At 35.8% G+C, this 15,546-nt stretch carries 11 protein-coding genes; 9 read left to right on the forward strand and 2 right to left on the reverse strand.

The window, feature by feature from the left end; all coding sequences use genetic code 11:
• Positions 1-171 precede the first annotated feature (171 nt).
• The 6 genes from WFZ86_RS04550 to WFZ86_RS04575 all read left to right on the forward strand — a co-directional run bounded on the left by WFZ86_RS04550 (position 172) and on the right by WFZ86_RS04575 (position 8,787).
• Entirely contained in the window at positions 172-1,953 is a 1,782-nt protein-coding gene (locus tag WFZ86_RS04550) for an AMP-dependent synthetase/ligase (RefSeq protein ID WP_342690835.1), read from the forward strand.
• A gap of 294 nt (positions 1,954-2,247) precedes the next feature.
• Positions 2,248-2,739 (forward strand): MarR family winged helix-turn-helix transcriptional regulator, encoded by a 492-nt coding sequence (locus WFZ86_RS04555; RefSeq protein ID WP_342690836.1) that lies wholly within the window; start codon positions 2,248-2,250, stop codon positions 2,737-2,739.
• 66 nt (positions 2,740-2,805) lie between these two features.
• Positions 2,806-5,196: a 3-hydroxyacyl-CoA dehydrogenase/enoyl-CoA hydratase family protein gene (locus WFZ86_RS04560; RefSeq protein WP_342690837.1), complete on the forward strand. Its 2,391-nt coding sequence runs from the start codon at positions 2,806-2,808 to the stop codon at positions 5,194-5,196.
• 45 nt (positions 5,197-5,241) lie between these two features.
• Positions 5,242-5,604, forward strand: a complete 363-nt coding sequence (locus WFZ86_RS04565) for a four helix bundle protein (RefSeq protein ID WP_342690838.1) — start codon at positions 5,242-5,244, stop codon at positions 5,602-5,604.
• Positions 5,605-5,654: 50 nt separating this feature from the next.
• The gene (locus tag WFZ86_RS04570; protein WP_342690839.1) at positions 5,655-6,836 is read left to right on the forward strand and encodes a thiolase family protein; all 1,182 of its coding nucleotides are present in this window, start codon (positions 5,655-5,657) and stop codon (positions 6,834-6,836) included.
• Between the two features lie 160 nt (positions 6,837-6,996).
• Positions 6,997-8,787 (forward strand): acyl-CoA dehydrogenase family protein, encoded by a 1,791-nt coding sequence (locus WFZ86_RS04575; RefSeq protein ID WP_315169929.1) that lies wholly within the window; start codon positions 6,997-6,999, stop codon positions 8,785-8,787.
• Positions 8,788-8,930: 143 nt separating this feature from the next.
• Here the strand turns inward: WFZ86_RS04575 and WFZ86_RS04580 are convergent, their stop codons facing one another.
• Positions 8,931-10,142, reverse strand: coding sequence for a TCR/Tet family MFS transporter (locus tag WFZ86_RS04580; RefSeq protein WP_342690840.1), 1,212 nt, complete (start codon positions 10,140-10,142; stop codon positions 8,931-8,933).
• Between the two features lie 34 nt (positions 10,143-10,176).
• Positions 10,177-11,241, reverse strand: coding sequence for a siphovirus Gp157 family protein (locus WFZ86_RS04585; protein WP_342690841.1), 1,065 nt, complete (start codon positions 11,239-11,241; stop codon positions 10,177-10,179).
• 95 nt (positions 11,242-11,336) lie between these two features.
• Between WFZ86_RS04585 and WFZ86_RS04590 the strand changes: the two genes are divergently transcribed.
• The 3 genes from WFZ86_RS04590 to WFZ86_RS04600 are packed head-to-tail and all read left to right on the forward strand — an operon-like array spanning position 11,337 to position 15,439.
• A complete protein-coding gene (locus WFZ86_RS04590; RefSeq protein ID WP_342690842.1) occupies positions 11,337-12,230 on the forward strand; it encodes an ABC transporter ATP-binding protein in 894 nt (297 codons plus the stop codon).
• Positions 12,231-12,265: 35 nt separating this feature from the next.
• Positions 12,266-13,102, forward strand: a complete 837-nt coding sequence (locus tag WFZ86_RS04595; protein WP_342690843.1) for an ABC transporter permease — start codon at positions 12,266-12,268, stop codon at positions 13,100-13,102.
• A gap of 15 nt (positions 13,103-13,117) precedes the next feature.
• Positions 13,118-15,439: a choice-of-anchor L domain-containing protein gene (locus tag WFZ86_RS04600; protein WP_342690844.1), complete on the forward strand. Its 2,322-nt coding sequence runs from the start codon at positions 13,118-13,120 to the stop codon at positions 15,437-15,439.
• Positions 15,440-15,546: the final 107 nt, after the last annotated feature.

Raw genomic sequence — 15,546 nt, forward strand, 5'->3', positions numbered from 1 at the left:
AAAAAAAATAAAAGAGTTAAAAAAACATTTTTTTTATACAAAATTATTAATTTCAAGAAATCGATTTCGCTGAATACCAACTAATTAGTATTCAGAATAATAATTAGTTTTTAAAAATCTAAAAATGTTAGCATTTTTTATTTAATTTGCGACAAATTCAATTTATTTATAATGGTAGATATCACACGCCTATTTGATTTCCCTTACTATCAATTAGAGAAATTCAACTCAATTCCCGATGCTTTAGTAACTAAGCAAAATGGAGTTTGGAACAAAACTTCAACCGAAGATTACATTGCAAAAGCAAACACCATTTCTAGGGCTTTGATTAGAATGGGTATTCAAAAAAACGACAAAATCGCCATTATTTCCTCGAATAACAGAACCGAATGGCACATTATGGATATTGGTGTACTCCAAACCGGAGCTCAAACCGTGCCTATTTACCCGACTATTGGTGAGGAAGATTACGAATATATTTTGAATCACTCTGGTTCTATATTATGCTTTGTTTCTGATGTAGAAGTCTACAATAAAGTAAAAAATATCCAAACCAATGTTCCGGCTTTGAAAGGAGTGTATTCTTTTAACGAAATTGAAGGCTGTGAAAACTGGACTTCGCTATTGACTCTTGGTGCAGACACCGGTAACCAAGATGTGGTAGACGACCGCAAAAACAATGTGACCACCCAAGATTTGGCTACCATTATTTATACCTCTGGAACCACTGGAAAACCAAAAGGAGTAATGCTTTCGCATCAAAATATTGTTTCTAACGTATTGAACAGTGCCCCTAGGATTCCGTTTGAACCAGGAAAAACTAAAGCGTTAAGCTTCTTGCCTATTTGTCATATTTTTGAACGTATGATTTTGTATTTGTACCAATATTATGGTGTTTCGGTATATTTTGGAGAATCGATTGAAAAAATTAGCGATAACATCAAAGAAGTACGTCCAAACGTAATTACAGCGGTTCCGCGTTTGTTAGAAAAAGTATACGATAAAATTTATGCCAAAGGAGCCGAATTAACGGGTATCAAAAAAGCCTTGTTCTTTTGGGCAATCAATTTAGGATTGCGTTACGAACCTTATGGAGCGAACGGATTCTGGTATGAATTCCAATTGAAAATAGCCCGAAAACTAATTTTTAGCAAATGGAAAGAAGGTTTGGGAGGCAATCTTGATTTAATGGTTTCAGGAAGTGCTGCTTTGCAACCGCGTTTATCAAGAGTGTTTGCCGCTGCTGAAATCCCAGTGATGGAAGGTTACGGATTAACAGAAACATCGCCTGTAATCTCGGTGAACGATATGAGAAACAAAGGGTTTAAGATTGGTACTGTAGGTAAACTAATTGACAATGTTGAAGTAAAAATTGCTGAAGATGGTGAAATTCTTTGCAAAGGTCCAAACGTAATGATGGGCTACTACAAAGATGAAGAAAAAACCAATGAAGCTTTGGCTAATGGCTATTTCCACACTGGAGACATTGGTAACATCGATGCTGAGGGTTTCTTAAAAATTACAGACCGTAAAAAAGAAATGTTCAAAACCTCTGGTGGAAAATACATTGCCCCACAATTGATTGAAAACACCATGAAACAATCTCGTTTTATTGAACAAATTATGGTCATTGGCGATGGCGAAAAAATGCCCGCTGCTTTTATTCAACCTAGTTTTGAATTCATCAAAGAATGGGAAAAACTGCACGGTATTGAAGTGGGTAAAACCAACCAAGAAATCATTTCTAATCCAAAAGTAATTGCGCGCATTCAAGAAGAAGTAGATCATTTGAATACTAAATTTGGAAATTGGGAAAAAATAAAACGCTTTGAATTAACACCAGACGTTTGGTCTATTGATGGCGGACAACTTACCCCTACCCTAAAACTAAGACGTAAAATTGTGCTGGAAATGTACCGCGATTTATACGATAAAATATATAGTCAGTCATAAAAAACGATTTGATATGAACCTAAAAGTCCTGAATTTAATATTCAGGACTTTTTTTTGTGGGGTGGTTTAGGAATATTTTGCAAAAACATTTTTGTAAATTTCACTCTCTTTCACTATTTTTCAACTTTACTTCTTTTTGTTAGCAAAATCATAATGTATTGGCAAAAAAAATATTTTAACAACACCGTAAACTCCTGAAATACAAAGGAGTTTTTTAATTTTTATAAAAAAAATAAAAAAATAATATGCATGCATAGTATTTTTTATATATATTTGAAATCGATATAGTAAACTATGAAAGACAAAACAATTGATTATGTTTTAAGAGCAACATGGCAAGCCGTTTCTAGAATGTATAACGAAGAAGCCGCCAAATATGATGCGACCATGGCAACAGGATTTGCCTTATTGAGTATTGACAAAGAAGACGGAACACCATCGACTGCTTTAGGACCAAGAATGGGAATGGAAGCGACGAGTTTGACCCGAACTTTGAAAACTATGGAGGAAAAGGGATTGATCTTCAGAAAGAAAAATCCAGACGACGGCAGAGGGGTTTTGCTATATCTGACTCCTTTTGGAAAAGAAAAAAGAGACCTTTCGAAAAAGACAGTATTAAAGTTTAATGAAACGATAAAACAACATGTTTCGGAAGAAAAATTAGCCCACTTTATGGAGGTAGCAGATATTATCAACGAATTAATTCTTGAGAAAAGCATTTTCAATACTCCAGAAAATGAATCTAATGAAGACACAATGATCATGATTGAAAACGCTAAGCAGTAACATACTGTGTAAAAAGCGACACCACATTCAAGAAATAAAATAAAAAAAAATAAATAGTAACAAAGTATGAAACGCACAATTAAAAAAGTCGCAGTAATCGGGTCTGGAATTATGGGTTCTGGAATTGCTTGCCATTTTGCCAACATTGGTGTTGAAGTCTTACTTTTGGACATTGTTCCAAGAGAATTGACGGATGCAGAAGCCAAAAAAGGATTAACTCTCGAAAGTAAAATCGTGAGAAACAGATTGGTAAATGATAGTTTAGCTACCGCTTTAAAATCAAAACCATCCCCTATTTACAATCAAAAATTCGCCAATCGAATTGCTACGGGTAACACTACCGATGATATGGCAAAAATTGCAGGTGCAGATTGGATTATCGAGGTGGTTGTAGAGCGTTTAGACATCAAGAAATTAGTTTTCGAACAAATTGAAAAATTCAGAAAACCAGGTACTTTGGTAACGTCAAATACTTCTGGTATTCCGATTCACTTCATGAGCGAAGGCCGTAGCGAAGATTTCCAAAAACACTTCTGCGGAACACACTTTTTTAACCCTGCACGTTACTTAAAATTATTTGAAATCATTCCTGGACCACAAACTTCAACTGAAGTATTAGATTTCTTGACAGGATATGGTGAAAAATTCTTAGGAAAAACTTCGGTTGTAGCCAAAGACACTCCAGCGTTTATCGGAAACAGAATTGGAATCTACGGCATCCAAAGTTTGTTTCACTTGGTAAAAGAATTAGGATTAACTATTGAAGAAGTGGATAAATTGACAGGACCAGTTATTGGTCGTCCTAAATCTGCTACCTTCAGAACTGTAGACGTTGTGGGGCTTGATACCTTAGTACATGTGGCCAACGGAATCTACGAAAACTGCCCAACTGATGAGCAACACGAGTTGTTCAAACTACCAGATTTCGTCAACAAAATGATGGAAAACAAATGGTTAGGAAGTAAAACAGGACAAGGTTTTTACAAAAAAGAAGGCAAAGAAATTTTATCTTTAGACTTAGACACTTTAGAGTATCGTACTGCTAAAAAAGCTTCTTTTGCCACTTTGGAATTGACAAAAACCATTGACAAACCCATCAATAGATTTAAAGTTCTAGTAAAAGGAAAAGATAAAGCGGGCGAATTCTACAGAAAAAGCTTTGCTGGAATGTTTGCTTATGTTTCGAACAGAATTCCTGAAATCTCAGACGAATTATACAAAATTGACGACGCTATGAAAGCTGGTTTTGGATGGGAAAATGGTCCATTTGAAATTTGGGATGCCATAGGTGTTGAAAAAGGAATTGAAATCATGAAAGCTGAAGGTTTAGCACCTGCTGCTTGGGTTACAGAAATGATTGCTGCTGGAAATACAAGTTTTTATACTGTGAAAGAAGGTGCTACTTATTTCTACAATGTTCCAACCAAATCACAAACAAAAGTTCCTGGTCAGGATGCATTCATCATCTTGAACAACATACGCGAAACTAAAAAAGTTTGGAGCAACAGTGGCGCCATTATTCAAGATTTGGGAGATGGTATCTTAAACCTAGAATTCCAATCTAAAATGAATACTATTGGTGGCGATGTATTGCAAGGCATCAACAAAGCAATCGATCTAGCCGAAAAAGAATACCAAGGTTTAGTCATTGGAAACCAAGCAGCAAACTTTTCTGTTGGAGCCAATATTGGAATGATTTTCATGATGGCTGTTGAACAAGAATACGACGAATTGAACATGGCTATCAAAATGTTCCAAGATACTATGATGCGTGTACGTTACTCCGGAATTCCAGTAGTAGTAGCTCCTCATGGAATGACATTAGGTGGTGGTTGCGAAATGAGTTTACATGCTGACAAAGTTGTAGCTGCCGCTGAATCTTACATTGGATTAGTAGAATTTGGTGTAGGTGTAATTCCTGGCGGTGGTGGATCAAAAGAAATGGCGTTAAGAGCCTCTGATTTGTTCCGTAAAAACGACGTAGAATTGAATGTACTTCAAGAGTATTTCTTAACAGTGGCTATGGCCAAAGTATCTACTTCTGCTTATGAAGCTTTTGATTTAGGTATTTTACAACATGGTAAAGACGTAGTGGTAGTCAACAAAGATCGTCAGATTGCTGAGGCTAAAAAACATGCTTTATTGATGGCCGAAGCAGGTTACACTCAACCTATCCGCAGAAAAGATGTAAAAGTATTAGGAAAACAAGCCTTGGGAATGTTCTTAGTAGGAACTGACCAAATGCAAGCTGGTAAATACATCTCTGAACACGACAAGAAAATTGCCAACAAACTGGCTTATGTAATGGCCGGTGGTGACTTATCTGAAGCGACCTTAGTATCTGAACAATACTTATTGGATATCGAAAGAGAAGCTTTCTTATCTCTTTGTACAGAAAGAAAGACATTGGAGAGAATTCAATTTATGTTAACCAAAGGGAAACCGTTGAGAAACTAGATTGACGTACAAAGAATTAAGTATTAAGTATCAAGACCTAGAAATATGCATCAATTTGAAAAATTAAAGATTTGGCAAAAAGCAATGGATATTGCTGTGGATGTTTACAAAGTCACTTCAGAATTACCTTCTGATGAGAAATTTAACTTAACACATCAAATTAAAAAATGTGCCGTTTCTATTCCTTCAAATATTGCTGAGGGCTCAGGAAGAAATTCAAATAATGAATTTGTGCATTTTCTTGGTATTGCAAATGGTTCTACTTATGAATTAATCACTCAATTAATGATTTCAAAACGCTTAGAATTAGTTGAAGAAGTAAAAATTACTCCAATCATCCATAATTTAGTTGAAGTGAGTAATATGAATTTTGCCCTTCAAAAATCTCTAAAAACTAATAATAAATAACGATTGGAAAATCTTAATACTTAATTCTCCAATCTTAATACTTTATAACAATGAAAACAGCATATATAGTAAAAGCTTATCGTACAGCCGTAGGAAAAGCACCAAAGGGAGTTTTTAGATTCAAACGCCCTGATGAATTAGCAGCAGAAACCATTCAGTACATGATGAATGAGTTGCCTGATTTTGACAAAACCCGTATTGATGACGTAATGGTTGGAAATGCTATGCCAGAAGCTGAGCAAGGTCTAAATGTCGGACGTTTGATCTCTTTAATGGGATTAAAAGTAGACGATGTTCCTGGAGTTACTGTAAACAGATACTGTGCTTCAGGTCTAGAAACTATCGGGATGGCAACTGCCAAAATCCAATCTGGAATGGCGCATTGCATCATTGCAGGTGGAGCAGAAAGTATGAGTTATATTCCAATGGGAGGTTACAAACCAACTCCAGATTACAAAGTGGCCGCAGCTGGTCACGAAGATTACTACTGGGGAATGGGATTAACCTCTGAAGCGGTAGCAAAACAATTCAACATTTCTCGTGCAGATCAAGATGAGTTTGCTTTTCAATCACACAATAAAGCCTTAAAAGCTCAGGCAGAAGGAAAATTTGACAACCAAATTGTACCTATTACAGTTGAGCAAACTTTTATCAATGAAAATGGTAAAAAAGAAACCAAATCGTATGTAGTAACTAAAGATGAAGGTCCTAGAGCTGGTACTTCATTGGAAGCCTTGGCAGGTTTACGTCCTGTTTTTGCTGCCGATGGAAGTGTAACTGCTGGTAACTCTTCTCAGATGAGTGATGGTGCTGCTTTCGTTTTGGTAATGAGTGAAGAAATGGTAAAAGAATTAAACATTCAGCCGATTGCCCGTTTGGTAAACTTTGCTTCTGCAGGTGTAGAACCAAGAATTATGGGAATTGGTCCAGTAAAGGCGATTCCAAAAGCCTTAAAACAAGCCGGATTGACACTAAATGACATCGATTTGATTGAGTTGAATGAAGCTTTTGCTTCTCAAGCTTTAGCAGTAACTAGAGAATTGGACTTAAATCCTGACATCATCAACGTAAACGGTGGAGCTATTGCTTTAGGTCACCCTCTAGGTTGTACAGGTGCTAAACTTTCGGTTCAATTATTCGACGAAATGAAACGCAGAGGTAACAAATACGGAATTGTTTCTATGTGCGTAGGTACAGGACAAGGAAGTGCGGGGATTTTTGAGTTGGTGTAAAAGCCCCCTAGCCCCCGAAGGGGGAACTCCAAAAACAATTCAAAAAATAAAGTTCTTTAAAAAAGTATAATCACATCTTTAACTTTATTAAGGTTAAAGAATTTAAAAACCTACTGACCCCTAGTAGGAATTCCCCCCTTCGGGGGATTAGGGGGCTACTATGAGCAATAAAACAAGAGGTGGTCAATTCATCGTAAAAGAAACAAAATGTGAAGATATTTTCACACCAGAAGATTTTAATGAAGAGCAGTTAATGATGCGTGACTCTGTAAAAGAGTTCGTTGACAAAGAATTATGGGCGCACAAAGATCGCTTTGAGAAAAAAGATTACGCTTACACCGAAGAAACTATGCGTAAAGCGGGTGAATTAGGTTTGTTAGGTGTTGCTGTTCCAGAAGCTTACGGTGGTTTAGGAATGGGATTCGTATCGACTATGTTGGTTTGTGACTATATCTCTGGAGCTACTGGTTCATTTTCAACTGCATTTGGAGCACACACAGGTATTGGAACTATGCCAATTACATTGTACGGAACAGAAGAACAAAAATTAAAGTATGTTCCAAAGTTGGCTTCAGGTGAGTGGTTTGGTGCGTATTGTTTGACTGAGCCAGGAGCTGGATCAGATGCTAACTCAGGAAAAACAAAAGCAGTTTTATCTGAAGATGGAAAATATTACACAATCACAGGACAAAAAATGTGGATTTCAAACGCAGGATTTTGTTCGCTTTTCATTGTCTTTGCTAGAATTGGTGATGACAAAAACATTACAGGTTTTATCGTAGAAAACGATCCAGCTAACGGAATTTCTATGAATGAAGAAGAGCATAAATTAGGAATTCGTGCTTCTTCTACTCGTCAGGTATTCTTTAACGAAACCAAAGTTCCTGTAGAAAACATGTTGTCTGAAAGAGGAAACGGATTCAAAATTGCAATGAACGCCTTGAACGTAGGACGTATCAAATTAGCAGCGGCTTGTTTGGATGCACAAAGAAGAGTGATTTCTGGTGCAGTAAACTATTCTAATGAAAGAATTCAATTCAACACTCCTATTTCTCAATTTGGAGCTATCCGTTCTAAATTAGCTGAAATGGCTACTTCATGCTACGCTGGTGAAAGTGCATCATACCGTGCTGCTAAAGATATCGAAGACAGAATCGCAGAACGTGAAGCTGCAGGATCTACGCATCAAGAAGCAGAATTAAAAGGGGTTGAAGAATATGCAATCGAGTGTTCTATCTTGAAAGTAGCGGTTTCTGAAGACGTACAAAACTGTTCTGATGAAGGAATTCAAATTTTTGGTGGAATGGGATTCTCTGAAGACACTCCTATGGAAAGCGCTTGGAGAGATGCTCGTATCGCTCGTATCTATGAAGGTACCAACGAAATCAACCGTATGTTATCAGTAGGCATGTTGGTTAAAAAAGCCATGAAAGGTCACGTAGATTTGTTAGGACCAGCTTCTGAAGTACAAGCAGAATTAATGGGAATTCCTTCTTTCGAAACACCTGATTATTCTGAATTATTTGCAGAAGAAAAAGAAATGATCGGCAAATTGAAAAAAGCGTTCTTGATGGTTGCTGGTGGAGCAGTTCAAAAATATGGTCCAGACTTAGACGCACACCAACAATTATTGATGGCAGCCTCTGATATCTTAATCGAAATCTACATGGCTGAAAGTACTATTCTAAGAACCGAAAAATTAGCTAAAGCTAAAGGTGAAGCTGCAGTAAAAGAACAAATTGCTATGGCACAATTGTACTTATACAAAGCAGTAGATATCATTACTCAAAAAGGAAAAGAAGGAATCGTATCTTTTGCTGAAGGTGATGAACAACGCATGATGTTAATGGGACTTCGTCGTTACACTAAATATACCAATATGCCAAATGTGGTAGGTTTAAGAGAAATTATTACTTCAAAACTAGTAGCTGAAAACGCTTACTGTTTCTAAGATTTTTTTAGTTTTTATTTGTTTAAAAAAGTCGGCTTGTGTGGTACAAGTCGGCTTTTTTATTGCTACAAAAAAACGCAAATTCGCAAATTAACGATTTATAAAAAGGTAAACAATTTGCGAATTATGGTACTATTTATAAACTATTTTTCCTTAGATAATGTGCGATAGGAAAGATAAAAGCTAACCAAAGTCAAGAGAGATGCCAAGAAAAAAGGAGCTCCAGGCACATGAAACACACTGTTTTTAGCTGTAGCGAAAGCAAATAAATTGGTCATCAGTAAAGGTCCAAATACCCCACACAAACTCATCAAACTCGTAAGGGCACCTTGTAATTCACCTTGTTCATTGTCGGGTACTTGACTCGAAATAACACCTTGTATACTTGGTCCAGCAATTCCGCCCAAACAATATGGAATCAAGAAAGCAAACATCATCCAACTTTCTGAAGCTAATCCGAAAAGCAATAACCCAAGAGCTGAAAAAGACATTCCTAAGTAAATGGATTTGACTTGTCCTAAACGCGGAATAATTTTCCGAATCAAAAATCCTTGAACAAAAGCAACTAAAACACCAACGACAGCTAGTGAATATCCTACGATTTCAGCAGTCCAATTGAATTTATACATAGTGTAAAATGACCAATTCGATTGTACTGCATGTGAGGCAATAAAAGTGAGCACTAATGAAATTACCAAACCTGAAACGACTGGATACTTTCTTAAATTTTTCAAAGAACTGATAGGATTCGCGCGTTTCCATTCAAAAGCCCTACGATTGTCTTTTGACAACGATTCAGGTAAAACAAAATAACCATAAATCACATTCAATAAAGTCAACCCAGCAGCAATCAAAAAAGGAACATTAGTCCCCCATTTACTACTTATACCTCCAATTACAGGGCCAATAATAAAACCTAAACCAAAAGCGGCTCCAATTAGTCCAAAATTCTGTGCTCTTTTTTCGGGTGTACTAATATCTGCAATGTAAGCAGTAGCCGTACTAAAACTCGCTCCCATGATTCCCGCAATAATTCTGCCCAGAAAAAGCCAAGCAATTGTAGGAGCAAAGGCATGAAAAATATAATCTAAACCTAACCCAAAAAGAGATAGTAACAAAATGGGGCGTCTACCAAATCTATCACTTAATCCTCCTAAAATTGGAGAGAAAATAAATTGCATTATAGCAAAAGAAAACAACAACCAACCTCCATATTTAGAAGCTTCATTGATGCCAAGTCCCGTTAAATTTTCGATTAATTTTGGTACAATCGGAATAATAATTCCAAGACCAATAACATCGACTAAAACGGTAATAAAAATAAATAGCAAGGCATTATTAGGTGTGGTCTTCATAAAGAGATAGAATTAAAAAGGTAAAAATTAGTATTTAAAAACCAGCACGCATGCTATTCATATTCTTGAAATTGCGGGTGATGAAATCAAAGGCCGCCGTCATAATACCTCCCATTGATTTAGCATTTTTGAAGTTCAAATCATGTGTATAATTATACAACTCCATTTTCAATTGGTTTAAATGCTCAACTGGAGCCAAAGTTTCGCTAGACATAATTTGCACTAATCTTTTTATTCTATTTTCAGAAGATTGGATTCTCTTTGCCATTGCCGAGCGCTCTTCCTTTTTATATTGTTCTATAGAACTTTCTTGCAGTTTATCTTTTACCAACAAAATCATTGGATAATTTTCTTTAAAAAACTGTGGACGATAGACTTTAAAATTTCCTTCGTAACACTGTTGATCAAAATCTATAGCGCGAATCTTATACACTACTTGATCAAAATCATGCGTAGGTACAATTACATAATTGTAGGCTCGCATATCCCCTAACAATCGAATCATGCAACGCTCATTAAACTTAACAAACTCTTTGGCTATTTGAGCTTTGGCAGTTTCTGTACAATCTTTCAACAGATTTTTCATGAATACATCCCCGGGAATCCCCATAATATGCTCTTCGATTAAGGTATCCTTATAAACCAAAAAATTAATTTTATCAGGAGATAAAATATGCTCAAATTCAAGTCCATAGACTCTAGACGCATCGGCTTTTTTGATATAAAAATGGGTGTAGTTATCATTAAGAATATTTCGGACTTTCACACGAAAGGGCTTTGAATTTCCAAAAGTGCAATAATCTATACAATCGACTGTTAAAAACTTAATGATGTTCAAATTTCCATCAGAATGCAATAACGAATAGATTTTCATTAAAGTCAAATCGATTTCATTGCGCTCAAATTCGTTATAATACACTCGTATCCAAAGTGTATCATTGTTGTTTTTATCATAAACATTTATAGAACCCGAAAAACGCAACAAATCATCATAAAAAATAGGAACTTTAGAAATGCGTTCAAATCGTTCTAAGTATTCCATTAAAGGTTTATTTATTGGGTAGGACGGCTTTTTAAAAACCATTAATGGCTCGCTCATAGGTCTATGTTTTCTACAAATTTACAGTATTTTCTATTTTAATAGTAACAAATTACGATTTGACTCGTCCTACATAAAACTAAATAACTAAAAACTTGGAAACTATACTAACCATCAAAAACCTCAACAAACGCTACGGAAGAATCCAAGCGTTAAAAAACGTTTCTTTCGAAATCAAAAAAGGGAATGTTTACGGAATCTTAGGTCCTAACGGAAGTGGCAAATCAACCACACTAGGAATTACACTCAACGTAGTAAATGCTACATCTGGTGAATACCAATGGTTTGATGGAGCGTTAGAGACACATGAAGCATTAAAAAAAGTAGGAGCTATTATCGAGCGCCCTAATTTTTATCCTTACATGACAGCATATGAGAATCTTAAACTAGTATGCAAAATTAAAAACATCAATTATTCTAAAATAGAAGAAAAATTAGAACTGGTAGGACTTATCGAGAGAAAAGACAGTAAATTCAGTACCTTTTCTTTGGGAATGAAACAACGTTTAGCCATTGCGTCTGCTTTACTCAACGATCCCGAAATTTTAATTCTAGACGAACCCACTAATGGTCTCGACCCACAAGGGATTCACCAAATTCGCGACATTATAAAAAAAGTAGCCAGTTTAGGCACCACTATCCTTTTGGCTTCGCATCTTTTGGACGAAGTAGAAAAAGTATGTTCGCATGTAGTGGTTTTAAGAAAAGGAGAAATTTTATATGCTGGTTTGGTAGACGGAATGGCCGCAAATGAAGGCTTTTTTGAACTTGAAGCAGATGATACTACTACACTAAAAACAGTACTTGCTACACATCCGGCAGTGGATAAAATTGCAGCAGAAGAAAACAAAGTATTGGTGTACCTAAAAACTGACTTGAAAGCTTCGGACTTGAATCATTATTTGTTCGAACATGGCATAGCTCTCAATCATTTAGTGAAACGAAAAAACAGTTTGGAGGAGCAATTCTTAGAATTAACCAAAAAATAGTTTTTATATCTCTTAACCTTCTCAAAAAATAAATCATGAAACGATTACTATCCATAGAATTACAAAAAATCTGGCTCAACAAAGCCAGTAGAGTATTAACATTAACTTATTTCATATTACTTTCTTTCATTGCCTTAATTGCATCCATCAAATTTGATTTGGGTGTTTTCAAATTTCATTTAGCAGAAATGGGGATTTTCAACTTCCCTTTTATTTGGCATTTTAACACCTATATCGCAGCCATCTTAAAATTCTTTTTGGCGATTGTCATTGTATCGATGATGGCCAATGAATACAGTTATGGTACGCTGAAACAAAACCTCATCGACGGAATGAGCAAAAAAGAACTGGTACTTTCTAAATTTTTAACCGTAGTTGCTTTTGCCTTAGCTTCGACAGTATTTGTTTTTGTGATGAGTTTAATTCTGGGATTGTGTTTCTCTTCATACACTGAGGTGAGCATCATTTTTTCAGATTTAGAATACGTCCTTGCTTTTTTTGTGAAACTAACAGGATTCTTTTCTTTGTGTTTGTTCTTGGGGATTTTGGTCAAACGTTCGGCATTTGCCATAGGATTTTTATTGGTTTTATCCATTGCTGAAGGAATCGCTAATGGTATTTTAACTTTTAAAATCTTTCCAGATAGCCCAATTGCAGGATATATTACCCAATTTTTCCCATTGGAAGCCATGTCGAATTTGATTGTAGAACCTTTTTCAAGATTATCGTTAGTAAAAACCATTGGAAGCCAAATTGGCGTTGAAAACACCAAAGACTATGGAGTAGCTTTTACCACCATTCTGATTGTGTTGGCATGGGTTGTTGTACTTAATTTCTTGTCTTATAAAATATTAAAAAAGCGTGATTTATAGTATATTTGCTGTACTATGAAGATTAAATCCTTACTTTTTTTACTAGCTTTTTTTTGTTTTTTTCAAAAAGCAAAGGCACAATATATCAAAGTTGATGATACGTTTAGCACCCAATATTTAGTTGAAAAAGTATTGGTCAATAGTTCTTGTGCCCAAGTTTCGGATTTTAAAGAAACAGGCGACACTTTTACAGCTGGTAAAAAAAGTTTAGGTTTTTTTGATTTTAACGGCACTTCGTTCCCTTTTAAACAAGGGATCTTTTTGAGTACGTGGAGCAGTAACAATACTCCAGGTCCTTATGATAATCAAAGAGGTGGTGGTTCAAGAAATTGGAGTGGTGATCCAGACTTAGATGCTGCACTTGGCATACTGAGCATTAATGCTACTGTCATTGAGTTTGACTTTGTGCCTTTGACGGATTATGTGAGTTTTAATTATTTTTTTGCTTCTAATGAATACCAATCTTATTTTCCTTGTGAGTTCTCAGATGGATTTGCTTTTTTAATTAAAGAGAAAGGAAGTACTACCCCGTACAAAAATTTAGCTGTTTTGCCGGGAACTACAACACCTGTTTCATCCAAAGTTGTCCATCCGTTGATCAATCCAGTTAATACTAATAACGGAGTTCAACCAGGATGTCCTGCGATAAACGAAAACTTTTTCAATGGTTATAATACTTCGAATAGTCCGATTAATTATGCTGGACAAACCAAAGTATTTACGGCCGAAACCAAGGTTACCGCTGGCAAAACCTATCACATAAAATTAGTGGTTGCAGATGATCGAGAAGAAGTTTTTGACTCAGCGGTTTTCATTGAAGCTGGTAGTTTTAGCTCTAAAATTGATTTGGGTACAGATCGTTTAGTGGTCACTAACAATCCAGTATGCTTTGGAGAACAACTACTTTTAAATACCAATTTACCTGCTACAAATAGTTATGAATGGTTTAGAAATGGAATAAAAATTAATGGTGCAAACCAACCCACGTACCAAGTTACCTCTGCAGGAACTTATAGAGTTGACGTGGCATTTTCGCCAACTTGCATTATTTCTGAAGAAATCAAAATAGAGTACACTCCAGATTTGATTTTGAATAACAGCACGCTAGTGCAATGCGATATTGATGCAGATGGTTTAACCAGTTATGATTTAAGCACCATTGATGCCAATCTAAAAAGTAATGATGCAAACATTACAAAAACAACTTGGCACGACAACTTGATTGACGCTCAAAATTCAACCAATGGTATAGCTAATTTAACAAGCTTCAGCAATACGAGTCCAAATCAAATACTTTATGTGAGAGCTAGCTCTAAGTATGGTTGTTATAAAATTGCAACAGTTACGTTGAGTACCGCTACCACGGTTGTTCCTAGTCCGAATCCGATTGCAATTTGTGATGAAGATGCCATACAAGATGGGCTACATCCGTTTAATTTAGCAACACTTGTAACACCACAGTTATTAAATGGTTTGCCCACAGGTTTAGTAGCAGAATACTACCTATCGTTTGCCGATGCCCTAGCAGAAAAAAACAAAATAGGACCTGTTTTTACGAATACCCAAGCTTTTCAACAAACAATTTATGCTCGAATTAAAAACGGTTTGGATTGCTACGGAATAACACCAGTCACCTTGGTTGTCAATACTTTTGATCCAGTCAATTTTGAAGATGAAACGCTCTTTTTATGTGCTGGAAGTAGTGTAAGCCTGAGTGTCAATTCGGGTTTTTCAAGTTATTTGTGGAATACTGGCGCTACCACTGCGTCAATTACTGTGCAACAAGTAGGCACTTATACCGTAACCATCACTAACGATAAAGGCTGCAAAAAAATAAAAACATTCATAGTCAAAACTTCTGAAAAAGCAATTTATGAGAATGCAGTAGTAAAAGACTTTGCAGGCAATAAAAACACCATTACAATAAATTACAAAGGAAAAGGAGACTATGAATTTTCGTTAGATGGTACAAACTATCAGGACAATCCTGTTTTTACGAATGTGGCTCCTGGAAGTTATACCATTAGCATCCGAGATAAAAATGGTTGTGGCATCACTACTAGTGATTTTATTTATGTATTGGACTATCCTCGTTTTTTTACCCCAAATGGTGATGGTTATAATGATACTTGGAAAATTAATAATTTAAGTTCTCTCCCACAATCGAGAATCGTGATTTTTGACCGATATGGAAAACTACTTAAGGAATTAACTTCCGCAAGTGATTCCTGGAACGGGACTTTTACAGGCACACCTTTGCCATCTAATGATTATTGGTTTCAACTTATCTTTGCTGATGGTAAAATCATCAAGGGACATTTTAGCCTAAAGCGATAATTTCTTCGCTCTTTTATAAAAAATTGCTTTTCGTGCAAAAAACATAAAAAAGAGGTCATGAGTTTGCATAAAAACTCGTAAATAATTCTTTTTGGTACTCTTTTTTA

Origin of the sequence: Flavobacterium polysaccharolyticum (assembly GCF_038739875.1) — a bacterium.
In the GTDB taxonomy this organism is placed as follows: domain Bacteria; phylum Bacteroidota; class Bacteroidia; order Flavobacteriales; family Flavobacteriaceae; genus Flavobacterium; species Flavobacterium polysaccharolyticum.

Coding starts and splice junctions, on each gene's coding strand:
- WFZ86_RS04550 (WP_342690835.1), top strand. CDS start 172: ATGGTAGATATCACACGCCTATTTGATTTCCCTTACTATCAATTAGAG.
- WFZ86_RS04555 (WP_342690836.1), top strand. CDS start 2,248: ATGAAAGACAAAACAATTGATTATGTTTTAAGAGCAACATGGCAAGCC.
- WFZ86_RS04560 (WP_342690837.1), top strand. CDS start 2,806: ATGAAACGCACAATTAAAAAAGTCGCAGTAATCGGGTCTGGAATTATG.
- WFZ86_RS04565 (WP_342690838.1), top strand. CDS start 5,242: ATGCATCAATTTGAAAAATTAAAGATTTGGCAAAAAGCAATGGATATT.
- WFZ86_RS04570 (WP_342690839.1), top strand. CDS start 5,655: ATGAAAACAGCATATATAGTAAAAGCTTATCGTACAGCCGTAGGAAAA.
- WFZ86_RS04575 (WP_315169929.1), top strand. CDS start 6,997: ATGAGCAATAAAACAAGAGGTGGTCAATTCATCGTAAAAGAAACAAAA.
- WFZ86_RS04580 (WP_342690840.1), bottom strand. CDS start 10,142: ATGAAGACCACACCTAATAATGCCTTGCTATTTATTTTTATTACCGTT.
- WFZ86_RS04585 (WP_342690841.1), bottom strand. CDS start 11,241: ATGAGCGAGCCATTAATGGTTTTTAAAAAGCCGTCCTACCCAATAAAT.
- WFZ86_RS04595 (WP_342690843.1), top strand. CDS start 12,266: ATGAAACGATTACTATCCATAGAATTACAAAAAATCTGGCTCAACAAA.
- WFZ86_RS04600 (WP_342690844.1), top strand. CDS start 13,118: ATGAAGATTAAATCCTTACTTTTTTTACTAGCTTTTTTTTGTTTTTTT.